The organism is Pseudomonas sp. Pc102 (assembly GCF_018408275.1).
GTDB classification, from domain to species: domain Bacteria; phylum Pseudomonadota; class Gammaproteobacteria; order Pseudomonadales; family Pseudomonadaceae; genus Metapseudomonas; species Metapseudomonas tohonis.
On record NZ_AP021905.1, the window covers coordinates 4,704,381 to 4,728,157 of the forward strand.

Below are 23,777 nucleotides of genomic sequence, written 5' to 3' on the forward strand. Positions count from 1 at the left end.
TCGAGTTGTCCCCGACCTACGCTGCATGCCCCCAGACGAAAAACGACCAGGCCGCCCGAAGGCGGCCTGGTCGTTTCATGGTGCTGCGCAGCACCGGGGCTCAACCGGCGGCCTGCACCGCCTCCAGCAGCGTCGGCAGCGGCAGCGCCTGGGCGGCCGAGATGGTCAGGGCCACGCGACTGCCGGCGGCACCGACCCACTGGCCGAGGCTTTGCTCGGGCATCTGCATGGCGTTGAACTGGGCGTCCAGCCGCTTCAGGTCACCCGCCGCCTCGATGGCCGAGTGCAGCGCCTTCGGGTCCATGGCCTGGGCGGTGTTGACGCTGATGGCGGTGTTGATACCGGCCGCATCCACCGTCTGCTGCAAGTTGCCGAACGGCAGCTCGGCGCCGTTGAACTCGACGCTGAAACGCTTGGTGTTGGCGGTCGCGTTGATGCTCAGCAGCAACGCCCCCGCGCCCATCGCCTGTGCGGTGTTGACCTTGATGTGGGTATTGGTGCCAGCGGCTTCGATGGCAGCGAGCAGGCCCTTGTCATCGAGCTGGCCGCCATGGAATGACAGCGCCAGGTGGGTGCCATCGCCTGCGGCCTGCATGACCGCCTGCAGGGTTTCGTCCTTGACGGCCTGGGCCGAGTTGATGCCGATGGCGGTGCTGCCGGCGGCTCGCTCGACGGCCTGGAGAACGTTCGCCTCCAGCAGTTGCGCGCCGTTGAACTCCACGCCCAGCCCACCTTCCCGGGACGCGGCATCGATGATGCCGAGCAGGCGTCCGATGGGCACCGCGTGACCCGCATTGATGTCGATGCCGACCTGGCGCCCGGCGGCGTCGACCAGTTGGCGCAGAGCCTCGTCATCGGCTTGCGCGCCATTGAAGCTGACCTTCACCTGCTTGCCGTGGCCGGCGGCGTTGATGACCGCGAGCAGTGCGCTGGTGTTGACGTTCTGGCCCTTGCCGATCTCGATGGCGGTGCGCTCGCCAGCGAAGCTGGTGGCCTGTTGCAGGTTGCGCGGGGTCAGCCGGGCGCCATCGAAGCCCAGCACCAGTTGCTTGTCGCTGCCGGCGGCGCTGACCACCGAGAGCAGGTCACCGATGTCCAGGCCGTGGGCGGCGTTGAAGGCGATGGTGGTGTTGTCGCCCGCCGCCTGGATGACCTGGCGCAGGACGTTGATACCGACGGATGCGTCGAATTGCAGAGCAAGCTTCATCTGGGGACTCCTTCTGGCTTCCTCCTCGGGGCGACGGACAACCATAACGTCCGTCCCCGGCAGGGCAAGGCCAGGGGATGCCCAGGATGCGAGGGGGGATTCGGAGAACGCCGACATCCACAGGGGCAATCGTCGTAGGCCATCACTCCCAGACGTCGTTCACCCCCATCCGCTCGTTGCCTTCACGCCCCAGCTCACGCCCATCGCGTGCCTGCACCAGCGACTGTCCGAACTCAACCTGTTCACCATTCACGCGGTTGTGGGCCGGGGCGTCGCGGGTCGGGCTGAGCAACAGGCGCTGCTGGTCGAGGTGGCGCACGCGGGTGCCGGCGGGGTAGTCCCAGTCGCCCAGCGCGTACGGCGCGGCCAATCGCCCATCCCAGCGCAGCAGGTTGCGGTCGCCATCGAGCATCAGGTTCAGCTCCAGCAGGCTCATGCCCTCCAGCGGCAGCGGCCCGGCGCTGTCGGAAACCCGCAGGGTCCAGCCGTAACCGTTGCCGTAGACCAGGCTGCCCAGCGGCCACTCCAACCCGAACAGCCGGCTGCCGGGCACCAGCGGGCAACGGTCGAAGCGCCAGCGCGACGGCTGCAAACGCTCCTCGATCTCGCGGCGGTACTCCACCCAGTCGTTGCCCGCGCAGGGCCAGCCCTCGACGACGCTGTCCTGCACCAGGCGCATGCGCGAGAACGAGTGGTGCAGCGGCAGCTCCATGGCGTCCACCTCCAGGCCCAGCACGCGCTGCGGCCTGGGCAGCCAGGCCTCGATCAGGCTGTCCAGGCCGTGGGGCTGCGGCTGGTCCTGCCAGTCCAGGGGCTCGAAGGTATCCAGGCGCACCTGGCTGCCGGCGGGGAACAGCAGCTCGCCCAGTTGCAGGTCCTGCACGAGGCGCGGGTTGAGGGCGTCGTGCCTGGCCTGCATCTCGGCTTCCATCTGCCGCTCCTGCCAGAGAATCAGCACGCCCAGCGCGGCGAAGCACATCAGCAGGACGCCCAGCACGCCATAGCGCCAGGGCCGTGCCAGGACGTGACCACGCGAGCGCGGCAACGCCAGCGCCAGCGACAGGGCCAGCAGCCCGGGCACGGACAGCACGGCCAGCAGCACGGCGATGCCGAAGATCAGGATGAACGTGGGATCGGGGCCGAAGATCATTGCGGATGCACCCTCCATGGACAGGCGGCGCGACATGCTCGCAGATCGCCCGGCAGCGCGCCACGCCCGGTGCGCGCCGCCCATGAAAAGGCCCGGCGCGAAGGCCGGGCCCGGGTGATGCGTGGCGAGGTCAGCCGGCGGCGCAGGCCTGTTTGGCCCGCGCGGCGCTGGACAGCTTCAGGCGGTAGCAGCCCGCCATCACCAGCAGCCACACCGGAATGGCGTAGACCGACACCTGGATACCGGGGATCAGCAGCATCACGCCGAGGATGAAGACCACGAAGGCCAGGCACAGCCAGTTGCCGTAGGGCGACCAGAGGGCGCGGAAGGCGGTGCGGGTGCCCTGACGGTCCATGTGCTGGCGGAACTTGAGGTGCGAGTAGCTGATCATCGCCCAGTTGATCACCAGCGCCGCCACCACCAGCGACATCAACAGCTCCAGCGCGTTGTGCGGCACCACGTAGTTCACCACCACGGAGAGGAAGGTCACCAGCGCCGAGACCACCAGCGCACGCACCGGCACGCCGCGCTTGTCGACCCGCGCCAGGGACTTCGGCGCATCGCCCTGCTCCGCCAGGCCGACCAGCATGCGGCCGTTGCAGTAGGTGCCGCTGTTGTAGACCGAGAGCGCCGCAGTGAGCACCACGAAGTTCAGCAGGTGGGCGGCGGCGTCGCTGCCGATCAGCGCGAAGATCTTCACGAACGGGCTGCCGCTGTAGGGATCGCCGGCGCTGTTGATGCTGGCCAGCAGCGCGTCCCAGGGGCTCAGCGAGAGCAGCACCACCAGGGCGCCAACGTAGAAGATGAGGATGCGCCAGATCACCTGGTTGATCGCCTTGGGGATCACCTGGCCGGGCTTCTCGGCCTCGGCGGCGGTGAAGCCGAGCATCTCCAGCCCACCGAAGGAGAACATGATGAAGGCCATCGCCATCACCAGCCCGCCGACGCCGTTGGGGAAGAAGCCGCCATGGGCCCAGAGGTTGGACACGGTCGCCTGCTCGCCGCCGGAGCCGCTGAACAGCAGCCAGCAGCCGAGCACGATCATGCCGACGATGGCCACCACCTTGATCATGGCGAACCAGAACTCGGCCTCGCCGAACAGCTTCACGTTGGCCAGGTTGATGGCGTTGACCAGCACGAAGAAGGCCGCCGCCGTCGCCCAGGTGGGCACCTCGGGCCACCAGAAGTGGATGTACTTGCCCACGGCGGTGAGTTCGGACATGCCGACCAGGATGTACAGCACCCAGCAGTTCCAGCCCGAGAGGAAGCCGGCGAAGCCGCCCCAGTACGTGTGGGCGAAATGGCTGAAGGAGCCGGCGACCGGCTCGGCGACGATCATCTCGCCGAGCTGGCGCATGATCAGGAAGGCGATGAAGCCGCAGATGGCGTAGCCGAGGATCATCGACGGGCCGGCGGACTTGAGCACCCCGGCCGAGCCGAGGAAGAGCCCGGTGCCGATGGCGCCCCCGAGGGCGATCAGCTGGATGTGGCGATTCTTCAGGCCGCGCTGGAGCGTGCCCTGGGATTGCATGTCGTGCATGGCGTCACCTTTTGTTGTTTTCGTGACGAAAATCGGACCCGCAGCGCTTGTGGCGCGACGGAATGGCAAGGCGGGTGGACCTTTCAGCGGGCGTCGGGCGGCACCTCCCCGGGGGAACGGAGGGGACGGGCACGACGCGTCGCGTTGACAGGGATGCACGCCGGGGCCGGCAGGTCACAGGCGGTGGCGGATACGGGGAGGCCGGGCGCACGGGCGCCCGGTTGCAAGGCTGGGGTCATCGAGGACCTCCGGGTGTTGTTGTCATGGGCGTGCTCGATGGCCGGCACGCGTGGCGGGGCCATCACACCCGCCCGGGCGCCGCGAGACAAGGCACAGTTGCGTGCCGAAACTGTGTGGGCCGAGCCGGGCGGCGGAAGCTTTTCCTTACGCCTGCGGCGCCCCCGCGGCCGGCGCGGGCCCGGCGGGCGTTGGCGTCATGAATTGTTGACAGCGCGGTGCGCCGGCTTGACGCGGCGGCACCGGGCTCAGTGCTGCAGATGGCCGTAGAGCTTGGCGTAGAGCCCGCCGTCGGCGATCAGGCGCTGGTGGTCGCCATCCTCGGCGATGTGCCCGCCGTCGAACACCAGCACCCGGTCCGCCTGCTTAACCGCCGACAGGCGGTGGGCGATGATCAGCGTGGTGCGCCCCTCGAGGAAGCGCGCCAGGGCCTGGTGCAGGGCGTACTCGGTGGCGGCGTCGAGGGCAGAGGTGGCTTCGTCGAGGATCACCACGCGCGGGTCCGCCAGCACCATGCGCGCGATCGCCAGGCGCTGGCGCTGGCCACCGGAGAGGCGCACGCCGGAACGGCCGACCACGCTGTCCAGACCCTGCGGCAGCGCGCGGATGGTGTCGGCCAGTTGGGCGATCTCCAGCGCACGCCAGCAGGCCTCGTCGCTGCGCTCGCGGCCCAGGGTGAGGTTGGCGCGCACGCTGTCGTTGAACAGCGCCGGGTGCTGCAGCACCACCGCGACGTTCTCGCGCACGCGCTCCAGGCCGATCTCCTCCAGGCTGGCGCCGCCGAAGCGGATGGTCCCGGCCTGGGGGCTGTAGAGGCCCAGCAGCAGTTGCACCAGGGTGCTCTTGCCGCCACCGCTGGCGCCGACGATGGCGACCTTCTCGCCAGGGGCGATGGACAGGTCGAGGCCATCGAGCACCGGCTCGTCGCGGCCATAGCCGAAGCGCAGCCCTTCCACCTGCACGCCCACCGTGTCGCGCCCGGCGAAGGGGTCGACACGGCCGGCGTACTGCGGCTCGTCGGCACGCGCCAGCAGCTCGTTGATGCGCGCCAGGGCACCACCGGCGGCGTAGTAGGAATACTGCAGGCCGAGCAGCTGCTCCACCGGGCCGATCATGAACCAGAGGTAGCTGAACACCGCCAGCATCTGGCCGATGGACAGGTCCGAGAACAGCACGGTGAGCATGGCCGCGGCGCGGAACACGTCGATGCCGAACTGGAACAGCAGGCCGCTGGTGCGCCCGGCGGCATCGCTCTTCCACTGCGAGGCGACGGCGTAGTCACGCACCTCCTTCGCGCGCAGGCCGAGGCGACCGAGGAAGAAGCCCTGGCGGTTGCCGGCGCGCACTTCCTGGATGGCTTCCAGGGTCTCGGTCAGCGCCTGGGTGAAGCGCGAGGTGCTGTCGTTCTCCAGCTTCTTCAGGTGCTTCACACGCTTGCCCAGTTGCACCGTGGACCAGATGACCAGCGGGTTGAACAGCAGGATCAGCAGCGCCAGCTTCCAGTGCATCCACACCAGGATGCCGGCGGTGCCGGCGAGGGTGAGCATGGCCACCAGGAAGCGGCTCAGGGTCTCGCCGATGAATTTGTCGAGGGTGTCCAGGTCGGTGACCAGGTGGGCGGAGACGGTGCCGCCGCCCAGGCTCTCGTACTCGCCCAGGGAGATGCGCTTGAGGCGTTCGATCAGGCGGATGCGCAGGCGGTAGACGATGTCCTTCGACAGCCGCGCGAACAGCCGCGCCTGCAGCACGTTGAACACCAGCGCCAGGCTGCGCAGCAGCAGGGTGGTGACCAGCATCAGGCCGATGTAGCCGGCGGCCACCTGCCAGCCGTCGGGCAGGAAGTGGTCCATGAACTTCAGTGCGGCGTCGCCCTGCCTGAGCAGCACCTCGTCCACCAAGAGCGGCAGCAACAAAGGGATCGGCACGCTGCAGAGGGTGGCCAGCACCGCCACCAGGTTGGCCAGCCACAGGGCCTTGCGATGGCGCAGGGCGAGGCGGCGGATCTCCGCCCAGCTCAGGCGGTCAGGCATGGGTCGCGCGCTCCAGCCAGCGGGCCAGCAGCGGCGCGAGCTCCTCCAGGCCCTGGTAGCCGTTGGTCAGCAGCGCCAGCTGGCCGTCGCGCTCGGCGAGCAGCGTGGGGAAGCCGGCGATGCCCAGGTCCTGCACCCAGGTGAAGTCCTCGGCGGTGGCCTGGTGCGCGGCGGCGCCATCGAAGGCCTCGGCGAACTCGATGCGCGGGATGCCGGCCGTCTCGGCCAGCGCCACCAGCACCGCCGCCTGGGTCACGTCGCGGCCCTCGGCGTAGAAGGCGTGCTGGATCAGCTTGACCAGCGGCCAGGTCGCCTCCTCGTGCAGGCTGCGAGCGGCCACCAGCGCACGGCACACCGGCTCGGTGTCGTAGACGAAGCCGTCCGGCAGCGCCCCGTCGAAACGGAAGGGCTGGCCGGTGGCGTCACGCACCGCGTGCCAGTGCTCGAGGATGTAGCGCCGGGTGTTGGGATCGAGCGAGGCACCCTGCCCGGTACGCAGGCCACCAGCCACCAGGTGCATGGGCACGCCGGCCGCGCGGGCCTGCTCGGCGAGGGCGTCGGCGACCGGGGCGAACCCCCAGCACCAGGAGCACATCGGGTCCATCACGTAGAGCAGGCGGGTCCTGGCCATCGTTTCTCTCAACTCTCCATGGGCTGGCGCGGGTTGCGACCGATCGGGTGCGGCAGGTTGCGCTGCCTGGCCAGTTCGATCTGCTTCTGCCGCTCACGGGCACCGGCGCGGGTCTTCTCGCTCAGGCTGTCCCAGCAATGCGGGCAACTGATGCCGGGGGCGTAATGGGGCGACTGGCGATCCTCGACCGAGATCGGGTTGCGGCAGGCGTGGCACTGGTCGAAGTCGCCTTCGGAAAGATCGTGGCGCACGGTGACGCGGTTGTCGAAGACGAAGCAGTCCCCGCGCCAGAGGGTCTCGGCCTCGGGCACCTCTTCCAGGTACTTGAGGATGCCGCCCTTGAGGTGGAAGACCTCCTCGAAGCCCTCACCCAGCATGTAGGCCGAGGCCTTCTCGCAGCGGATGCCGCCGGTGCAGAACATCGCGACCTTCTTGTGCACAGCCGGGTCGTAGTGCTGGCGGATGTAGTCGGGAAACTCGCGGAAGGACTTGGTCTTCGGATCGACCGCGCCCTCGAAGGTGCCGATGGCCACTTCATAGTCGTTGCGGGTGTCGATCAGCAGCACCTCGGGGTCGCTGATCAGGGCATTCCAGTCCTGCGGCTCGACATAGGTGCCGACGCGCTGGTTGGGATCGACGCCGGGCACGCCCAGGGTGACGATCTCCTTCTTCAGCTTGACCTTGGTGCGGTAGAACGGCTGCTCGTCGCAGTAGGACTCCTTGTGGTCGAGGTCGGCGAAGCGCGGGTCGACCTTGAGCCAGGCCAGCAGCGCATCGATGCCCTCGCGCGTGCCGGAGACGGTACCGTTGATGCCCTCCTCCGCCAGCAGCAGCGTGCCCTTGATGTCGTTCTCGAGCAGGGTCTTGAGCAGGGGTTCGCGCAGGGCAACGTAATCTTTCAGGGAGACGAACTTGTAGAGCGCCGCGACGACGATCCGGGACATGGGGACTTCCTCCAGTGGTCGCCCACGCAAAGGGCGGACCGGGTAACAGAAACGACAGCGCCGGCTGGGCCGGCGCTGGGGGCGGATTCTAGCAAAAAGCGCAACCGGACGGCTGCGTGAAAAGGTCTCAGGCGACTTGCGGCGCTGGCGCCAAGGCCCCTGTGGGAGCGAATTCATTGGCGATGACCGCGACGCCGGCCTTCGCGGTTGAAACCGCTCCCACAAAGAGCATCAGGGCACCTGCGGCCTCAATGATCGTGCTTGCTGCCACCCTTGCAGGTGGGCGAATCCGGCACGGCGCCTTGCGCGGCCCACTCCTCGGGGTGTAGGTGTGCAGGGCCAGGGCATGGAACTGCCCCATCAGCTCACCCAGCGAGCCATAGGCCTTCTGGTGCCGCTTGACCGCGTTGAGCCCGGCGAACACCGGGCTGACGATCACCGCCTTGTAGTGGGTCTCCAGGCCGCGGCTGTGCATGTGGCTCTCGTCCAGCACCTCCAGGTGCTGGGGCTCGAGGGCCGCGAACGCGGCGAGGATTCGATCACGCATGCTCATGCAGGGCTCCGCTTACTTCTTCTTCTGGTCCTTGGGGGCCAGTTCGCTGGTCATGTCGGCCAGCAGCTTGTTCACTTCCGGCACGGCCGCTTCCAGGCGCGACTGGGTCAGTTGGGCGGACTGCGCGGTGAGGGTCGGCATCTTTTCCAGCACCTTCTTGCCCAGGGGCGATTCGTAGAAGGCGATCAGGTCCTTCAGCTCCGGCTCGGTGAAGTTGGTGGTGTAGATCTTCACCAGCTCGGGCTTGAGCTTGTCCCAGCCCACGGCCTTGTCGAGGGCGGTGTTGGCCTTGGCCTGGTAGCTCTCCAGCGCGGCTTTCTTGTCCGCCGGCGCGCCGCTCTGCTCGAAGCGCTGGGCGAACATCTGCTGCACCTGGCCGTAGACCGGCACGGTGAGCTTGTCGGCGTGGGCGAGCTTGAGGAAGCGCTCAGCGTTGGCGGCATGACTGGCGGCATCGGCCAGCGCCTGGCCACTGGCGCAGGCGATCAGGACGGCGGTGCAAAGTACGCGAAGCTTGGTCATCGGTATTCCTTTGTCTGAGCGGTTACGGGGGTCACCCGAGGGCGGATCATTCTGCGCCCGAGCCCATGGGGAGCTCAAGCGACGAGGACGTGTGCCGGATCACGGCCGAACTGTGGATGGGTGCACTCCAACGGTCTATTGTCAAAATGCCATCACTTGCTCATGCTAGCGGCCTCTGGGCATCCTTGCGCGTCAATAAAACGCTGTCAGCCCACCGACACATCGCCCCTTTGGGCCACCTGTCGCGCGCAATGTTCCCTCGCCCCCGAAATTGGAAGCTGCATCCCTACATGGACGTGTCCGATGACTAGCCACATCTCCGCACTGGTGCCGCACGGGTCGGCGACGTTGTGCGACCCCCAGGGCCGGCTGGACCCGTCCGCCATCGGCTGGTCGAACCGCCCGCGCCTGGACTGCGCGATGCCCGGCAACGTCGGCCGGCGCAAGCGCTGGAACCACTGGTGCATCACCACCCCGCAGTGGGTGCTGTCGCTGACGCTCGCCGACCTCGACTACATCGGCTATTGCGGCGCCTACTTCCTCGACATGGAAACCGGCCTCGCGGTGAATCACTCCCAGTTGCGCCTGCTCGGCCGAGGCTGCCGCCTGCCCGACACGCCCCTGGAGAGCTACGAATTCCAGCACCCGCGCCTGCACCTGAAAGTGGATGAGCACCCCGGACGGGCACGCATCACCGTCGCCGTGCCCGATATCGGTGGCCAGCCGCTGCAGGCCGCGCTCGACGTGCTGCGCCCGCTGCACCTGGATTCGGTGAACCTCGTCGCCCCCTTCCCCGGTCGCGGCTTCCACGCCAGCAGCCGCCAGCTCGGCCTGCCCGCCAGCGGCAGCGTGCAACTGGGCAACCGCCATTTCGACTGCCAGGCCGGACAGAGCTTCGCCGCCCTCGACTTCGGCCGTGGCGTCTGGCCCCTGCACAGCCAGTGGACCCGCGCCGCCTTTGCCACCAGCGGCGGCATCGCCGGCAACTTCGGAGCCGGCTGGACCGACGCCAGCGGCCTGACCGAGAACGCCCTGTGGTTCGGCGGCGAGCTGTCCAAGCTGGACCGCCCGGTGCGCATCGAACAGGCCCAGAGCAACCCTCTCGCGCCCTGGCAGCTGGGCACCGAATGCAACCGCGTGCAGCTCACCTTCACCCCGCGCCAGCTGCACCAGGCCAACCCCCGCCTCGGGCCGCTCTACGCCGACACCCGCCAGTGGTTCGGCCGCTTCGACGGCGTGCTGCGCGGCCCCACCGGCGAACGCGTGCCGGTGGACAACGCCATGGGCTGGCTCGGCACCACCCACGCACGCTGGTAATAGCGCCACGGCGGAACCCCATGCTCCATCCGCGGCCTAAACTGCGGAAAATCCTTTCTGGAGCATGTGCAAATGAGCCGTACCGAAACAGACAGCCTGGGGCCAGTCGAAGTCGCCGAAGACGCCTACTGGGGCGCCCAGACCCAGCGCTCGCTGGAGAACTTCGCCATCGGCGTCGAACGCATGCCGCTGGCGGTGGTGCACGGCCTGGCCCTGATCAAGAAGGCCGCCGCGCGGGTCAACGGCCGCAACGGCACCGTCTCCCCGGACATCGCCCGGCTCATCGAACAGGCGGCTGACGAAGTGCTCGCCCACCGCCACGACGACCAGTTCCCCCTGGTGGTGTGGCAGACCGGCAGCGGCACCCAGAGCAACATGAACGTCAACGAGGTCATCGCCGGTCGCGCCAACGAACTGGCCGGCGGCCAGCGCGGCGGCAAGAGCCCGGTGCACCCGAACGACCACGTCAACCACGCGCAGAGCTCCAACGACAGCTTCCCCACCGCCATGCACATCGCCGTGGCCCGGGCGGTGAACGACGAGCTGCTGCCGGCCCTCGCCGAACTCACCGGCGGCCTCGCCGAGCAGGCCGCGCGGCATGCCCACCTGGTGAAGACCGGGCGCACCCACATGATGGACGCCACGCCCATCACCTTCGGCCAGGAGCTCTCCGCCTTCGTTGCCCAGCTCGACTACGCCGAGCGCGCCATCCGCAACGCCCTGCCGGCGGTCTACCAACTGGCCCAGGGCGGTACCGCCGTCGGCACCGGGCTCAACGCGCCCCACGGTTTCGCCGAGGCCATGGCGGCCGAGCTGGCGGCGCTGGCCGGGCTGCCCTTCGTCTCCGCCCCCAACAAGTTCGCCGCCCTCGCCGGGCACGAGCCGCTGGTGGCGCTCTCCGGTGCGCTCAAGACCCTCGCCGTGGCGCTGATGAAGATCGCCAACGACCTGCGCCTGCTGGGCTCCGGCCCCCGTGGCGGCCTGGCGGAAGTGAGGCTGCCGGCCAACGAGCCGGGCAGCTCGATCATGCCCGGCAAGGTCAACCCGACCCAGTGCGAGGCGCTGTCGATGCTCGCCTGCCAGGTGATCGGCAACGACACCACCATCAGCCTCGCCGCGAGCCAGGGCCACCTGCAGCTCAACGTGTTCAAGCCGGTGATCGCCCACAACCTGCTGCAGTCCATCCGCCTGCTGGCCGACGGCTCGCGCAACTTCCAGCGCCACTGCGTGGCCGGCATGGAGCCCGACGCGGCGCGCATGGCCGAGCACCTGGAGCGTGGGCTGATGCTGGTCACCGCACTCAACACCCACATCGGCTACGACAAGGCCGCGCAGATCGCCAAGAAGGCCTACGGCGAGGGCACCACCCTGCGCGAGGCGGCGCTGGCGCTGGGCTTCGTCAGCGCCGAGGACTTCGACGCCTGGGTCCGCCCGGAAACCATGCTGGAGGCCGGCCAGCATGGTTGAAGCCACCAAGCACGGCGCCACGCCCCTGGAAGGCGACGGCAAGCGCATCCTCATGATCTTCGGTTCGCCCAAGGACAACAGCCTGTGCAACGCCCTTGGCGAAGCCTATGCCCAGGGCGCCCGCAGCGAAGGCCACGTGGTGCGCCTGCTCAAGCTCGGCGAGATGGCGTTCGACCCGGTGCTGCACCAAGGCTACGACCAGAGCCAGGCCCTGGAGCCGGACCTGCTGGAGGCCCAGCGGCAGATCCATTGGGCCGAGCATCTGGTGTTCGTCTACCCGGTCTGGTGGGGCGGCGTGCCGGCCCTGCTCAAGGGCTTCTTCGACCGCGTATTCCTCCCCGGTTTCGCCTTCCGCTACCGCGGCGTGCGCTCCTGGGAAAAGTTGCTGGAAGGCCGCACCGCCGACCTGCTGGTGACCCTGGACACGCCGCCCTGGTACTTCCGCTGGATCTACGGCGCCCCCGGGCACCGGCAGATGACCCGCACCATACTAGGCTTCTGCGGCATCAAGACCCGCCGCCTGGCCGAATTCGCCCCGGTTCGCTCCTCCTCCGAGGAACAGCGCCAGGCCTGGCTGCGCAAGGCGGAAACCCTGGGGACCCGCAACTAGCGCGGCGTAGGTTGGCGCCGAGCGCAGCGAGGCCCAACGATAGGCGTTTCAGGATGCAAACGTAGCCCGGGCTACAGCCCGGTAAAGCGGCGGCGCGGAGCGCCGCTGGGCGACTGAAGTCGCCCCTGCGGTCGCCCCCATGTGCCCCTGTGAGCCGTTACAGCGCGCGGGCCTGGCGCGCCTTCCAGCTGCGCACCAGCGAGGGCGCGAGGGCGGTCAGCGCGGAGCCCAGCACCACCAGCAGCGCGCCGCCGTAGGCGATGCCATTGAGCTGCTCGGGCACCACGTGGTCGGGCCAGAGGCTGGCGGCCAGGGCCACCGAGGCGAAGGTCACCAGCGGGGTGATGGCCAGGGTCGCGCTGACCCGCGAAGCCTCCCAGTGGGCCAGGGCCTCGGCGAAGGCGCCATAGGCCACCAGGGTGTTCAGGCAGCAGGCCAGCAGCAGCCAGCCCTGCAGCGGCGACAGCTGCAGCGCCTCCAGCGGCGCCACCCAGGGCGTCAGCAACGCGGCGCAGCCGAGGTAGATCACCATCATCACCTGCATGGAATTCCACACTGTCAGCAGCTGCTTCTGCGCCAGCCCGTAGAAGGTCCAGACGAAGGCCGCCGCCAGCACGATGAGCACCCCGGTGGTGTAGGTGCCGAGGGAGGTGAGCAGCTCATCCAGGCGCTGGTTGAAGAACAGCCCGAAGCCCAGCACCAGCACCGCCAGCCCGAGCGCCTGGCCGAGGCTGAAGCTCTCCTTGAAGATGAACAGGCTGCCGATCAGGAACAGGATCGGCGCCACCTGGATCACCAGTTGCGTGGTGCCGGGGCTGAGCATCTTCAGGCCGATCAGGTAGAGCACGTAGTTGCCCAGCAGCCCGGCGATGGCCAGCGCCACCAGAGCGCCCCCTTGCGCCCCAGTGGCTTGAAGCGCGGCAGCCGGCGGGTAGCGGCGAGCCAGACGAACAGCAGCGAGCCGGAAACCAGCAGGCGAAACCAGGTGACGGTCACCGGGTCCATCACCTTCAGCACTTCCTTGAGTTTGATCGGCAGGATGCCCCAGAGCACGGCGGTGACCAGGGCGAGGAACAGGCCGTAGAGCCAACGGCCGGAAGAAATGTGCATGGAGACCTCGAAGCGGAAGGGACCCGGCCGGCAAGGCGGCGGGCCGCTCATTCTAGAACCTGCCCCGTGGCGCACACAGCGACAATTGCCGGCGCGAGCGGCGCTCAACTGTACCGGTCGGAGCAGCGCCACGCGTCAGCTTTCCAGCGTCATTTTTATGGAAATGCCGCGAACGGTGGCGATCAGGCGCCGATTCGTACCGTCCATCGCCTGAGCGCGCAGGCACCGGGACGCGGATTAGACTCAAAGATCATCCGACCCATTCACCCCGGAGTAATCAGCATGTTCGGGCAACGCACCGTGGACGCCGCAGCCGGCACCCATTACCGCAGCGACCGCGTCAGCGCGGTGAATGGGCAGTACTTCTTCGCCACCCGCGAAGGCACCCTGGAAGGCCCCTACTTCACCCGCGCCGACGCCGAGCGCGAGATCGCCTTCTACATCCGCCGCATGATGCAGGCCGACGACATCATCGCCAGCCGCCTCTGAGCGCCGCGAGCACGACCGCTGCGCAGGGTGGAGGTCGCCTTTCACCTCCACCAGGCGAGTCTTCCCGTGACGCCGCATCGATGGGTTTCGCGCAGCTCTACCCATCCTACGAAAGCACGCCCTCGCCCCAGCTCATCGCGAATGAATTCGCTCCCACGGGGGCAGCGCTGCGCGCCGCTTGGCGACTGAAGTCGCCCCTACAGGAAATGCCGCTCCAGCGCTGGGACGATGACCGCTGCGTAGGGTGGAGGTCGCCTTTCACCTCCACCAGACGAGGTCGAGCGCGGCGCCGCATCGATGGGTTTTGCGCAGCGCTCCCATTCCACGAAGAGCACGCCCTCGCCCCGGCTCATCGCGAATGAATTCGCTCCCACGGGGCAGCGCTGCGCGCCGCTTGGCGACTGAAGTCGCCTCTACAGGAAATGCCGATCCAGCGCTGGGGCGATGACCGCTGCGTAGGGTGGAGGTCGCTTTTCACCTCCACCAGACGAGCTCGAGCGCGGCGCCGCATCGACGGGTTTCGCGCAGCGCCCCCATTCCACGAAGAGCACGCCCCCGCCCAGGGTGCGCAGCGCGCAAAAGAAAACCCGCAGCGGTCAGGCCGTTGCGGGTTTTCCATTCCAGCGTCGTGCGGTATGCGGATCAGCGCACCGCTTCGAACAGCCCGGTGGCGCCCATGCCGCCGCCCACGCACATGGTGACGATGCCGTAGCGCTTGCCCTGGCGCTGCAGCTCGCGCACCAGGTGGCCGACCTGGCGCGAACCGGTCATGCCGAAGGGGTGGCCGATGGAGATCGAACCGCCGTTGACGTTGTACTTCTCGTTGTCGATACCCAGGTGGTCGCGGGCATACAGGCACTGCGAGGCGAAGGCTTCGTTCAGTTCCCACAGGTCGATGTCGTCCACCGACAAGCCGCGTGCCTTGAGCAGCTTGGGCACCGAGTACACCGGGCCGATGCCCATCTCGTCCGGCTCGCAGCCGGCCACGGTGAAACCACGGAAGAAGGCGCGCGGCTTGAGGCCCAGCTCGATGGCCTTGTCCAGGCTCATCAGCAGGGTCATGGAGGCGCCGTCGGACAGCTGCGAGGAGTTGCCGGCGGTGACCGAACCGTCCTCGGAGAACACCGGCTTCAGCGAGGCCAGGCCCTCCAGGGTGGTGTCGGCGCGGTTGCAGTCGTCGCGGTCGACCACGCCCTCGAGAATCTTCTTCTCGCCGGTGGCCTTGTCCTCGACGCCGTACTTCACGTTCATCGGCACGATCTCGTCGTCGAACAGGCCGGCGGCCTGGGCGCGGGCGGTGCGCTGCTGGCTCTGCAGGGCGTACAGGTCCTGCGCCTCGCGGCTGACGTTGTAGCGGCGCGCGACGATCTCGGCGGTCTGCCCCATCGGGTAGTAGATGCCGGGGTGTTCCAGCTTCAGGCGCGGGTTGACGAAGTTGTCCTGGTTGATGCTTTTCAGCGTCAGGGTGATGGACTCGACGCCGCCGGCGACCATCACGTCGCTGCAACCGGAGGCGATCTGGTTGGCGGCGATGGCGATGGCCTGGAGGCCCGAGGAGCAGTAGCGGTTCAGGGTCATGCCGGCGACGCCGATGCCCAGGCCGGACAGCACGGCCACGTTGCGGCCGATGTTGTGGCCCTGGGCGCCTTCGTTGGAGCCGGCGCCGACGACGCAGTCGTCCACCAGTGCCGGGTCCAGGTCGTTGCGCGCCAGGAGGGCGTTCACGCAGTGGGCGGCCATGTCGTCCGGCCGGGTCATGTTGAACTTGCCACGGAAGGACTTGGCCAGGCCGGTCCGAACGCTGTCGACTATCACCACTTCACGCATGACGCACCTCTTCTTGTCGGTTTGAGGACGGGTGTCCATTGACGATGGCGCGAGGATAAATCCACCCAATGTCCGTGGGCGACGATCATTCATCCTGCGTATGCGCGGCCATCGCCCGCCGGTTCAGCCCTTCTTGAACGCCCTCTCCAGCGCCTCGTTGATGGTGCGCAGCACCTTCACCCGTGCGAAGCGCTTGTCATTGGCCTCGACCAGGGTCCAGGGCGCCAGCTCGGTGCTGGTGCGATCCACCATGTCGCCCACCGCATCGACGTAGAGGTCCCATTTGTCCCGGTTGCGCCAATCCTCCTCGGTGATCTTGTAGCGCTTGAACGAGGTTTCCTCACGCTCCTTGAAACGCGCCATCTGCTCGTCCTTGTCGATCGACAGCCAGAACTTCACCACGACGATGCCGTAGTTGTGCAGTTGTTCCTCGAAGTCGTTGATCTCGCTGTAGGCGCGCAGCCAGTCGGCCTCGGAGCAGAAGCCCTCGACCCGCTCCACCAGCACGCGGCCGTACCAGGAGCGGTCGAAGATGGTGAACTGCCGGCGCGGCGGAACGTGCCGCCAGAAGCGCCACAGGTACGGCTGGGCGCGCTCCTCCTCGGTGGGTGCGGCGATGGGCACGGTGCGGTACTGGCGCGGGTCGAGGGCGCCGGTGACGCGGCGGATGGCGCCCCCCTTGCCCGCCGCGTCGTTGCCCTCGAACACCGCCATCAGCGCGTGCTCGCGGAAGCGCTTGTCACGCATCAGCCCGGCCAGGCGTGCCTGCTCGGTGGCCAGTTGCTCCTTGTAGTCGTCCTTGCCGAGCTTCAGGCTCAGGTCGAGGCTGTCGAGCAGGCTGCGGTCATCCAGGCTGGAGATCAGCGGCGCCGCGTGGGGCTGGGGGATCGCTCGATCCTTGCGCTTGAGCGCGGCTTGCAGGCCTTCGAGGATGATGCGGCCGACACTGAGGCTGCGGTAGTTCTCGTCGATGCCCTCGATCACGTACCAGGGCGCGTAGTCACGGCTGGTGCGGCGCAGCATGCGCTCGCCGAAACGCACGAAGCGGTCGTAGGTCTCGCTCTGCTTCCAGTCCAGCGGGTTGAGCTTCCAACTGCGCTGCGGGTCCTTGTCCAGGTCCTTGAGGCGCTGCTTGAGCTGCTTCTTGGACAGGTGGAACCAGAACTTGAAGATCAACGCGCCTTCGTCGCAGAGCATGCGTTCGAAGCGCTCGGCGGACTCGATGGCCTGGTCGAAGCGCGCGTCCTTGATATCCCCCTCGACGCGCGCATGGAGCATCTGGCTGTACCAGTTGCCGAAGAAGATGCCGGTCTGCCCCTTGGCCGGCAACTTGCGCCAGAAGCGCCACTGCGGCGGACGTGACAGCTCCTCGTCGGTGGGCATGAGGAAGCTCTCGACATGGATCAGGCGCGGGTCCATCCACTCGTTGAGCAGCTTAACCGTCTCGCCCTTGCCGGCCCCTTCGACGCCGTTGATCAGGATGATCACTGGGAAACGCGCCTGCTGCTTGAGCTCGAACTGCGCCTCCAGCAGCGCCTCGCGCAATTCCAGCACGGCCTTGTCGTAGGTTTCCTTGTCGATGGAATGACCGATTTCCGCAGATTCGAACATGCGACTCTCCCTGGTTGGTGGAGAAAAAATAGCGGAAGACGCAGCGCTGCGGGGTGAAAGATTCGACAGAGTCGCGAGGCACTCCCACGCCGGCCCCCACAACGGCCCCGGAGGATCGGGCACTACACGCGAATCCTCCAACTCCTCGCCCACCGCCCCGAGCGTCCCCCTGTCGCACGCGCCGCGGCACCGCGATCGGCTACTATTCGCGCTTCGTTCCGCCGGGGTCCTCCATGTCCGATTTCCATCACGCACTGCTCGACTGGGATGAGCAGGGCCAGCCGCTGTCGCGCGAGTTCGACGACGTCTATTTCTCCCCCACCTCGGGCATCGACGAGACCCGCCACGTGTTCCTCGACGGCAACGACCTGCCGCGCCGCTTCGCCGAACTCGGTGCCGACGGGCGCCTGGTGGTGGGCGAGACGGGCTTCGGCACCGGGCTCAATTTCCTCTGCACCTGGCAACTCTTCGAGGCGCACGCGCCGGCCGATGCGCGGCTGCACTTCGTCAGCGTCGAGAAATTCCCCCTGGCCCGCGACGACCTGGCCCGCGCCCTGGTGCTGTGGCCGCAGCTGGCGCCGTTCGCCGACGCACTGCTGAACCAGTACCGCGCCATCAACCCCGGTTTCCAGCGCCTGTCGTTCGCCGGCGGCCGCGTGACGCTGACGCTGCTGGTGGGCGACGCACTGCAATGCCTGCCCGAACTGGACGCACGCATCGACGCCTGGTTCCTCGACGGCTTCGCCCCGGCGAAGAACCCGCACATGTGGTCCCCCGAACTGTTCGCCCAACTGGCACGGCTCAGCGCGCCGGGCGCCACGCTCGCCACCTTCACCAGCGCCGGCTTCGTGCGTCGTGCACTCAAGGAAGCGGGCTTCCAGATTCGCCGCGCCAAAGGCTTCGGCAACAAATGGCACATGAGCAAGGGGCACTTCATCGGCGAGCCCGCGCACGCCGACAAACCCTGGTTCGCACGACCCGCACCGCAGGTGGGCGAGCGCCAGGCACTGGTGATAGGTGCCGGCCTCGCCGGCTGCGCCAGTGCCGCCAGCCTGGCCGCACGTGGCTGGCAGGTCACCTTGCTGGAACGCCACGCCGGCGTCGCCGAAGAAGCCTCCGGCAACCCCCAGGGAGTGCTCTACCTCAAGCTTTCCGCCCACGGCACCGCACTGTCGCGGCTGATCGTCAGCGGCTTCGGCCACACCCGCCGCCTGGTCCAGCACCTGCAGCCGGACCAGGACTGGCAAGGCTGCGGCGTGCTGCAACTGGCCTTCGAAGCCAAGGAAGCCGAGCGCCAGGCGCGCCTCGCCGAAGCCTTCCCCGCCGGCCTGCTGCGCCACCTCGACCGCGAGCAGGCCGAAGCCGTCGCCGGCATTCCCCTGCCCGCCGGGGGGCTGTTCTACCCCGAGGCCGGCTGGGTGCACCCACCCGCCCTGTGCCGCTGGCTGGCCGCCCGGCCCGGCATCCGCCTGCTGCCCCACAGCGAGGCCCTGCAACTGCGCCGCGAGAACGGCCGATGGCAGGCCCTGGATGGCGAGCGGGTGATCGCCGAGGCACCGGTCGCGGTGCTCGCCGGCGCCGCCGAGATCCTGCGCTTTCCCCAGGCCGCCGGGATGCAGCTCAAGCGCATCCGTGGGCAGATCACCCGCCTGCCGGCGACCGAGGGCAGCCGCACCCTGGCGACCGTGGTCTGTGCCGAAGGCTACGTGGCGCCGGTGCGCAACGACGAGCACACCCTGGGCGCCAGCTTCGACTTCCACAGCCAGGACCTGGCCCCCACCACCGCCGAACACGCCGGCAACCTCGACCTGCTGCGGGAGATTTCCCCCGACCTGGCCGAGCGCCTGCAGGCCGACCGGCTCGACCCCGCCGTGCTCGAAGGCCGCGCCGCCTTCCGCTGCACCACACCCGACTACCTGCCACTGGTGGGCCCGCTGTGCGATGCCGACGCCTTCGCCGAGGCCTATGCGGTGCTCGGCCGCGACGCGCGCCAGGTGCCGGACGTGCCCGCGCCCTGGCTCGATGGCCTCTACGTCAACAGCGGCCATGGCTCGCGCGGGCTGATCACCGCGCCGCTGGCCGGCGAGCTGCTGGCCGCCTGGCTGGAGGGCGAGCCGCTGCCCGTGCCCCGCGACGTCGCCGAAGCCTGCCACCCCAACCGCTTCCCCCTGCGCCGCCTGGTGCGCGGGCGCTAGCCGCCTGCCGATCCGCCAGGCGGCAACGCGCCGCAGCTGACAACCCGACGAGTCGCTCCTATACTCCCCCCGGTATAAACCCCAGGGGAGTACCCGCCATGCCCATCACCCTCCATCCGCGCCCGGCACGAGCGATGGCGCCATGAGCGGCCCCACGCAGGAACGCCAGGACGCCATGCTCAAGCGCCTGGCACGGGTCGAGGGGCAGGTACGCGGCATCCAGGCGATGATCCGTCGCGGCGAGCCCTGCGAGGCCATCGCGCAGCAGTTCTCGGCCGCCCGCAAGGCGCTCGACAAGGCCTACCAGGAGATGCTCGCCTGCCTGGTCGAGGAAACCGTGCTCGACCCGGATCGCGACGATGCCGAGACCCTGGCGCGCGTGCGCGCGATCTTCACCAAGTACACCTGACATATACTCCTGGGGAGTACCCGACATGAACGACGCCATCCGCCTGATCGACGCGCCGCGCTTCGCCGAACTGCACCAGCGGGGAGGCGCCCGCTTCCTCGTCGACGTGCGCAGCCCGGCGGAATACCGCGCCGGGCACATCGCCGGTGCCCGCAACGAACCGCTGGGCAACCTGGACCCCGCCCGCCTGGCCGAGCGCCTGCGTGGCGAAGGCCTCGGCAGCGGCGACGAGCTCTACCTGATCTGCCAGAAGGGCCAGCGTGCGCGCCAGGCGGCCGAGCGCCTTAGCGCCCTGCTGCCGGGCGTGCAGGTGATCGAGGGTGGCACCGATGCCTGCCTGGCCTGCGGCATGCCCCGCGAAGGCAGCGGCGGCGGCCTGGAGTTGCAGCGCCAGGTGCAGATCAGCGCCGGCAGCCTGGTGCTGCTGGGTGTCGTCCTCGGCACCTGGCTGCATCCCGGCTGGTACCTGCTGAGCGGCTTCGTCGGCGCCGGCCTCACCTTCGCCGGGCTGAGCGGGACCTGCGGCCTGGCCCTGGTGCTCGCCCGCATGCCCTGGAACCGCTGATGCTTCTCGAAGCCCTCGCCATCGGCACCTTGCTCGGCCTGCTGCTCGGGCTGACCGGCGCAGGTGGCTCGCTGGTGGCCCTGCCCTTGCTGCTCAGCCTGCACCTGCCGCTGCGCGACGCGGTCGGCGTGAGCCTCGGCGCGGTGGCCCTCACCGCCCTGGTCGGCACCGTGCTGCGCCTGCGCCAGGGCCTGGTGGCCTGGCCCCCGGTGCTGCTGCTCGCCGCCACCGGCCTGCCCGGCAACGCACTGGGCCAGTGGCTCGGGCACTGGGTGCCGGAGGGCCTGCTGATCACCGGCTTCTGCCTGCTGGTGCTGTGGTCCGCCTGGCGCCTGTGGCACGGCGCCGAGCGGCCGCGCGCCGGCACGGGCCCCTTCCGTTACCTCCCTTTGCTGGCCATCGGTCTGGGCGTGGGCGTGTTGTCGGGACTGATGGGCGTCGGCGGCGGCTTCCTGGTGGTTCCGGCGCTACTCTGGTTCACGCCGCTCTCGGTACTGGCCGCCACCGCTACGTCCATGGCGGTGGTCGTGGTGGTGTCCGGCGGTGGCTTCCTGCTCTACCTGGGGCAGGCCCAGCCCCCGGCGCTGCTGCTCGGTGCCCTGGCAGTCGGCGGCGCGCTCGGCATGCTGGTCGGCAACCGCCTGGCGTACCGCCTGGGCGGCCCGGCACTGCAACGCCTGTTCGCGGTGCTGCTGGTGATCACCAGCCTGTCGGTGGCCCTGCAGAAACTGATCTGAGGAGATTGCACCATGCTGCTGCGCCAACTCTTCGATGCCGAAAGCTCCACCTACACCTACCTGCTCGCCGACGCCGGCGAGGCGGTGCTGATCGACCCGGTGAAGGAACAGCTCGACGCCTACCTGCGCCTGCTCGACGAACTCGGGCTGCGCCTGGTGCTGGCGCTCGATACCCACACCCATGCCGACCACATCACCGCCCTGGGCGACCTGCGCGAGGCCACCGGCTGCCAGAGCGGATTCGGCGCCGAAAGCGGCAGCACCTGCGCCAGCTTCACCTTCGCCGACGGCACGCGCCTGCGCTTCGGCACGCGCGAGCTGATCGCCTGGTACACCCCCGGGCACACTGCGGACTCCTACTGCTTCCTGCTGCCCGCCAGCCCCGCCGACGGCACTCCGGCGCGGGTGTTCACCGGCGATACGCTGCTGATCCGCGGCACCGGGCGTACCGACTTCCAGAACGGCGACGCGCGCGCCCAGTGGGCCAGCCTGCAGCGCCTGCTGGCGCTGGCCGGCGACACCGAGGTGTGCCCCGGCCACGACTACCGCGGCTGGACGCGTTCGAGCATCGCCGAGGAACGTGCCCACAACCCGCGCCTGCAGGTGGCGGACGCCGAGGCCTATGCGGCGCTGATGGCCAGCCTGCGCCTGCCCAACCCGCGCATGATGGACATCGCCGTGCCCGCCAACCGCGCCTGCGGCCGCCCCTGAGGCGCGCCCCACGGCCAGAAAGCGCCCCTTCTCCTAATAACTATTTGATCTAAACCATCGGCAAAGTTACCGGTCGGACTCTTACTGCCCGCATAAAGCGGGTGGTATCCCCAACGGCAGAACCGGTAAGGAACTATGTGCGGCATTTCTGGAGAGTTACGCTTCGACAAGCGACCCGCCGACCTGGCAGCGGTCGAACGCATCACCCATCACCTCGCCCCTCGCGGCCCCGACGCCTGGGGTTTCCACAGCCAGGGCCCCGTTGCCCTGGGCCACCGCAGGCTGAAGATCATGGACCTGTCCGACGGCTCGGCGCAGCCGATGGTCGAACCCGACCTGGGCCTGGCGATGAGCTTCAACGGCGCCATCTACAACTTCCCCGAGCTGCGTGAAGAGCTGCAGGCCCTCGGTTATCGCTTCCGCTCCGGCGGCGACACCGAGGTGCTGGCCAAGGCCTGGCACGCCTGGGGCAAGGACATGCTGCCCAAGCTCAACGGCATGTTCGCCCTGGGCATCTGGGAGCCGGGCAGCCAGCGCCTGTTCCTGGCCCGCGACCGCCTCGGCATCAAGCCCCTGTACCTGTCGCGCACCGCCAGCCGCCTGCGCTTCGCCTCCAGCCTGCCGGCGCTGCTCAAGGGCGGCGACATCGACGGCACCCTGGACGCCGAGGCGCTCAACCACTACCTCAGCTTCCATGCCGTGGTGCCGGCGCCGCGCACCCTGGTCAAGGGCATCGAGAAGCTGCCGCCGGCCAGCTGGATGATGATCGACGCCGAGGGCAATACCGACCAGGGCACCTGGTGGACCCTCGACTACGGCCACTGCGCCGAGGAAGCCGGGCTGCAGCTGGCCGACTGGCGCGACCTGCTGCTGGGCAGCCTGCGTGACGCCGTATCCGTGCGCCAGCGCGCGGCCCGCGAAGTGGGCGTGCTGCTCTCCGGCGGTGTCGACTCCAGCCTGCTGGTGGGCCTGCTGGCCGAAGCCGGCGTCGAGGACCTGCTGACCTTCTCCATCGGCTTCCAGGATGCCGGCGGCGAACGCGGCGACGAATTCGAATACTCCGACCTCATCGCCCGCCGCTATGGCACCCGCCATCACCAGCTGCGGGTCGGCGAGCACGAGATCATCGAGCAGTTGCCGGCGGCCTTCCGCGCCATGAGCGAGCCGATGGTCAGCCACGACTGCATCGCCTTCTACCTGCTCTCCCGCGAGGTCTCGAAACACTGCAAGGTGGTGCAGAGCGGCCAGGGCGCCGACGAGCTGTTCGGCGGCTACCACTGGTACCCGCCGCTGGCCGACACGACCGACCCCTTCGCCACCTACCGCGCGGGGTTCTTCGACCGCAGCCACGCCGACTACCGCGACACCGTGCAGCCGGCCTGGCTCACCGGGGACGTGGCCGGCGACTTCGTCCGCGAACACTTCGCCCGCCCCGGCGCCGAGGACCCGGTCGACAAGGCCCTGCGCCTGGACAGCACCATCATGCTGGTGGACGACCCGGTCAAACGCGTCGACAACATGACCATGGCCTGGGGCCTGGAAGCGCGGGTGCCCTTCCTCGACTACCGCGTGGTCGAGCTTTCCGCGCGCATCCCCTCGCGCTTCAAGCTGGGCGATGGCGGCAAGCAGGTGCTCAAGGAAGTCGCCCGCCAGGTCATCCCCCACGAGGTGATCGACCGGCCCAAGGGCTACTTCCCCGTGCCCGGCCTCAAGCACCTGCAGGGCAAGACCCGCGACTGGGTGCGCGAGCTGCTGCTGGACCCGAGCCAGGATCGCGGCCTGTTCAACGCCGCCACCCTCGAACGCCTGCTGGCCAACCCCGGCGAAGACCTGACCCCGCTGCGCGGCTCCAAGCTGTGGCAGATGGCGGCGCTCAACCTCTGGCTCAACGAGCAGGGACTCTAAGGAGAGATTC

General features: G+C 68.7%; 19 protein-coding genes and 2 pseudogenes. 10 read left to right on the forward strand and 11 right to left on the reverse strand.

Annotated elements, in window-relative coordinates; genetic code table 11:
• Window positions 1-100: 100 nt before the first annotated feature.
• From PHLH3_RS21345 to PHLH3_RS21380, 8 genes and pseudogenes are all read right to left on the reverse strand, one after another.
• Window positions 101-1,207 carry a hypothetical protein gene (locus tag PHLH3_RS21345; protein ID WP_213625696.1) on the reverse strand — a complete coding sequence of 369 codons (1,107 nt, stop codon included), beginning with the start codon at window positions 1,205-1,207 and terminating at the stop codon, window positions 101-103.
• A gap of 142 nt (window positions 1,208-1,349) precedes the next feature.
• Entirely contained in the window at window positions 1,350-2,393 is a 1,044-nt protein-coding gene (locus tag PHLH3_RS21350; protein ID WP_213625697.1) for a hypothetical protein, read from the reverse strand.
• A gap of 94 nt (window positions 2,394-2,487) precedes the next feature.
• Entirely contained in the window at window positions 2,488-3,897 is a 1,410-nt protein-coding gene (locus PHLH3_RS21355) for an amino acid permease (protein WP_213625698.1), read from the reverse strand.
• Window positions 3,898-4,382: 485 nt separating this feature from the next.
• Window positions 4,383-6,164, reverse strand: coding sequence for an ABC transporter ATP-binding protein (locus PHLH3_RS21360; protein WP_213625699.1), 1,782 nt, complete (start codon window positions 6,162-6,164; stop codon window positions 4,383-4,385).
• A complete protein-coding gene (locus PHLH3_RS21365) occupies window positions 6,157-6,759 on the reverse strand; it encodes a DsbA family protein (RefSeq protein WP_213630640.1) in 603 nt (200 codons plus the stop codon). The genes PHLH3_RS21360 and PHLH3_RS21365 overlap by 8 nt, the downstream gene beginning before the upstream one ends.
• Window positions 6,760-6,803: 44 nt before the next feature.
• Entirely contained in the window at window positions 6,804-7,739 is a 936-nt protein-coding gene (locus tag PHLH3_RS21370; RefSeq protein ID WP_213625700.1) for a rhodanese-related sulfurtransferase, read from the reverse strand.
• 248 nt (window positions 7,740-7,987) lie between these two features.
• Window positions 7,988-8,292: pseudogene (locus tag PHLH3_RS21375) on the reverse strand (BolA/IbaG family iron-sulfur metabolism protein).
• A gap of 12 nt (window positions 8,293-8,304) precedes the next feature.
• On the reverse strand, window positions 8,305-8,814 hold the full coding sequence (locus PHLH3_RS21380) for a DUF2059 domain-containing protein (protein WP_043247034.1): 510 nt from the start codon (window positions 8,812-8,814) through the stop codon (window positions 8,305-8,307).
• A gap of 303 nt (window positions 8,815-9,117) precedes the next feature.
• Here PHLH3_RS21380 and PHLH3_RS21385 point away from each other — a divergent pair, with 303 nt between their 5' ends.
• The 3 genes from PHLH3_RS21385 (at window position 9,118) to PHLH3_RS21395 (ending at window position 12,208) form a co-directional block, all read left to right on the forward strand.
• Window positions 9,118-10,131: a DUF2804 domain-containing protein gene (locus PHLH3_RS21385; protein ID WP_213625701.1), complete on the forward strand. Its 1,014-nt coding sequence runs from the start codon at window positions 9,118-9,120 to the stop codon at window positions 10,129-10,131.
• A gap of 72 nt (window positions 10,132-10,203) precedes the next feature.
• Window positions 10,204-11,598 carry a class II fumarate hydratase gene (locus tag PHLH3_RS21390; RefSeq protein WP_043247029.1) on the forward strand — a complete coding sequence of 465 codons (1,395 nt, stop codon included), beginning with the start codon at window positions 10,204-10,206 and terminating at the stop codon, window positions 11,596-11,598.
• Window positions 11,591-12,208: an NAD(P)H-dependent oxidoreductase gene (locus PHLH3_RS21395; RefSeq protein ID WP_173172258.1), complete on the forward strand. Its 618-nt coding sequence runs from the start codon at window positions 11,591-11,593 to the stop codon at window positions 12,206-12,208. The genes PHLH3_RS21390 and PHLH3_RS21395 overlap by 8 nt, the downstream gene beginning before the upstream one ends.
• 157 nt (window positions 12,209-12,365) lie before the next feature.
• Here the strand turns inward: PHLH3_RS21395 and PHLH3_RS21400 are convergent.
• Window positions 12,366-13,318, reverse strand: a pseudogene (locus PHLH3_RS21400) (DMT family transporter).
• A gap of 282 nt (window positions 13,319-13,600) precedes the next feature.
• On the opposite strand from PHLH3_RS21400, the gene PHLH3_RS21405 reads away from it, so the two are divergent.
• Entirely contained in the window at window positions 13,601-13,807 is a 207-nt protein-coding gene (locus PHLH3_RS21405) for a DUF6316 family protein (protein WP_173172254.1), read from the forward strand.
• Between the two features lie 642 nt (window positions 13,808-14,449).
• Here the strand turns inward: PHLH3_RS21405 and PHLH3_RS21410 are convergent.
• Complete coding sequence (locus PHLH3_RS21410) at window positions 14,450-15,634, reverse strand: thiolase family protein (RefSeq protein WP_043247020.1); 1,185 nt, start codon at window positions 15,632-15,634, stop codon at window positions 14,450-14,452.
• Window positions 15,635-15,757: 123 nt separating this feature from the next.
• The gene (gene pap, locus PHLH3_RS21415; RefSeq protein ID WP_213625702.1) at window positions 15,758-17,245 is read right to left on the reverse strand and encodes a polyphosphate:AMP phosphotransferase; all 1,488 of its coding nucleotides are present in this window, start codon (window positions 17,243-17,245) and stop codon (window positions 15,758-15,760) included.
• A 233-nt stretch (window positions 17,246-17,478) separates the two neighbouring features.
• Here pap and mnmC point away from each other — a divergent pair, with 233 nt between their 5' ends.
• From mnmC to PHLH3_RS21445, 6 genes are all read left to right on the forward strand, one after another.
• Complete coding sequence (gene mnmC, locus PHLH3_RS21420; protein WP_213625703.1) at window positions 17,479-19,440, forward strand: bifunctional tRNA (5-methylaminomethyl-2-thiouridine)(34)-methyltransferase MnmD/FAD-dependent 5-carboxymethylaminomethyl-2-thiouridine(34) oxidoreductase MnmC; 1,962 nt, start codon at window positions 17,479-17,481, stop codon at window positions 19,438-19,440.
• Window positions 19,441-19,582: 142 nt separating this feature from the next.
• Window positions 19,583-19,849 carry a metal-sensing transcriptional repressor gene (locus PHLH3_RS21425; RefSeq protein WP_213625704.1) on the forward strand — a complete coding sequence of 89 codons (267 nt, stop codon included), beginning with the start codon at window positions 19,583-19,585 and terminating at the stop codon, window positions 19,847-19,849.
• A gap of 25 nt (window positions 19,850-19,874) precedes the next feature.
• Window positions 19,875-20,414, forward strand: coding sequence for a rhodanese-like domain-containing protein (locus PHLH3_RS21430; protein ID WP_213625705.1), 540 nt, complete (start codon window positions 19,875-19,877; stop codon window positions 20,412-20,414).
• Window positions 20,414-21,151 carry a sulfite exporter TauE/SafE family protein gene (locus PHLH3_RS21435; RefSeq protein ID WP_213625706.1) on the forward strand — a complete coding sequence of 246 codons (738 nt, stop codon included), beginning with the start codon at window positions 20,414-20,416 and terminating at the stop codon, window positions 21,149-21,151. The genes PHLH3_RS21430 and PHLH3_RS21435 overlap by 1 nt, the downstream gene beginning before the upstream one ends.
• 12 nt (window positions 21,152-21,163) lie before the next feature.
• Window positions 21,164-21,862 carry an MBL fold metallo-hydrolase gene (locus PHLH3_RS21440; protein ID WP_213625707.1) on the forward strand — a complete coding sequence of 233 codons (699 nt, stop codon included), beginning with the start codon at window positions 21,164-21,166 and terminating at the stop codon, window positions 21,860-21,862.
• A gap of 135 nt (window positions 21,863-21,997) precedes the next feature.
• On the forward strand, window positions 21,998-23,767 hold the full coding sequence (locus tag PHLH3_RS21445) for an N-acetylglutaminylglutamine amidotransferase (protein ID WP_213625708.1): 1,770 nt from the start codon (window positions 21,998-22,000) through the stop codon (window positions 23,765-23,767).
• Window positions 23,768-23,777: the final 10 nt, after the last annotated feature.

Excerpts from the sequence above, each read along its gene's own strand:
- PHLH3_RS21345 (WP_213625696.1), bottom strand. The coding sequence starts at position 1,207 with ATGAAGCTTGCTCTGCAATTCGACGCATCCGTCGGTATCAACGTCCTG.
- PHLH3_RS21350 (WP_213625697.1), bottom strand. The coding sequence starts at position 2,393 with ATGTCGCGCCGCCTGTCCATGGAGGGTGCATCCGCAATGATCTTCGGC.
- PHLH3_RS21355 (WP_213625698.1), bottom strand. The coding sequence starts at position 3,897 with ATGCACGACATGCAATCCCAGGGCACGCTCCAGCGCGGCCTGAAGAAT.
- PHLH3_RS21360 (WP_213625699.1), bottom strand. The coding sequence starts at position 6,164 with ATGCCTGACCGCCTGAGCTGGGCGGAGATCCGCCGCCTCGCCCTGCGC.
- PHLH3_RS21365 (WP_213630640.1), bottom strand. The coding sequence starts at position 6,759 with ATGTGCTCCTGGTGCTGGGGGTTCGCCCCGGTCGCCGACGCCCTCGCC.
- PHLH3_RS21370 (WP_213625700.1), bottom strand. The coding sequence starts at position 7,739 with ATGTCCCGGATCGTCGTCGCGGCGCTCTACAAGTTCGTCTCCCTGAAA.
- PHLH3_RS21380 (WP_043247034.1), bottom strand. The coding sequence starts at position 8,814 with ATGACCAAGCTTCGCGTACTTTGCACCGCCGTCCTGATCGCCTGCGCC.
- PHLH3_RS21385 (WP_213625701.1), top strand. The coding sequence starts at position 9,118 with ATGACTAGCCACATCTCCGCACTGGTGCCGCACGGGTCGGCGACGTTG.
- PHLH3_RS21390 (WP_043247029.1), top strand. The coding sequence starts at position 10,204 with ATGAGCCGTACCGAAACAGACAGCCTGGGGCCAGTCGAAGTCGCCGAA.
- PHLH3_RS21395 (WP_173172258.1), top strand. The coding sequence starts at position 11,591 with ATGGTTGAAGCCACCAAGCACGGCGCCACGCCCCTGGAAGGCGACGGC.
- PHLH3_RS21405 (WP_173172254.1), top strand. The coding sequence starts at position 13,601 with ATGTTCGGGCAACGCACCGTGGACGCCGCAGCCGGCACCCATTACCGC.
- PHLH3_RS21410 (WP_043247020.1), bottom strand. The coding sequence starts at position 15,634 with ATGCGTGAAGTGGTGATAGTCGACAGCGTTCGGACCGGCCTGGCCAAG.
- pap (WP_213625702.1), bottom strand. The coding sequence starts at position 17,245 with ATGTTCGAATCTGCGGAAATCGGTCATTCCATCGACAAGGAAACCTAC.
- mnmC (WP_213625703.1), top strand. The coding sequence starts at position 17,479 with ATGTCCGATTTCCATCACGCACTGCTCGACTGGGATGAGCAGGGCCAG.
- PHLH3_RS21425 (WP_213625704.1), top strand. The coding sequence starts at position 19,583 with ATGAGCGGCCCCACGCAGGAACGCCAGGACGCCATGCTCAAGCGCCTG.
- PHLH3_RS21430 (WP_213625705.1), top strand. The coding sequence starts at position 19,875 with ATGAACGACGCCATCCGCCTGATCGACGCGCCGCGCTTCGCCGAACTG.
- PHLH3_RS21435 (WP_213625706.1), top strand. The coding sequence starts at position 20,414 with ATGCTTCTCGAAGCCCTCGCCATCGGCACCTTGCTCGGCCTGCTGCTC.
- PHLH3_RS21440 (WP_213625707.1), top strand. The coding sequence starts at position 21,164 with ATGCTGCTGCGCCAACTCTTCGATGCCGAAAGCTCCACCTACACCTAC.
- PHLH3_RS21445 (WP_213625708.1), top strand. The coding sequence starts at position 21,998 with ATGTGCGGCATTTCTGGAGAGTTACGCTTCGACAAGCGACCCGCCGAC.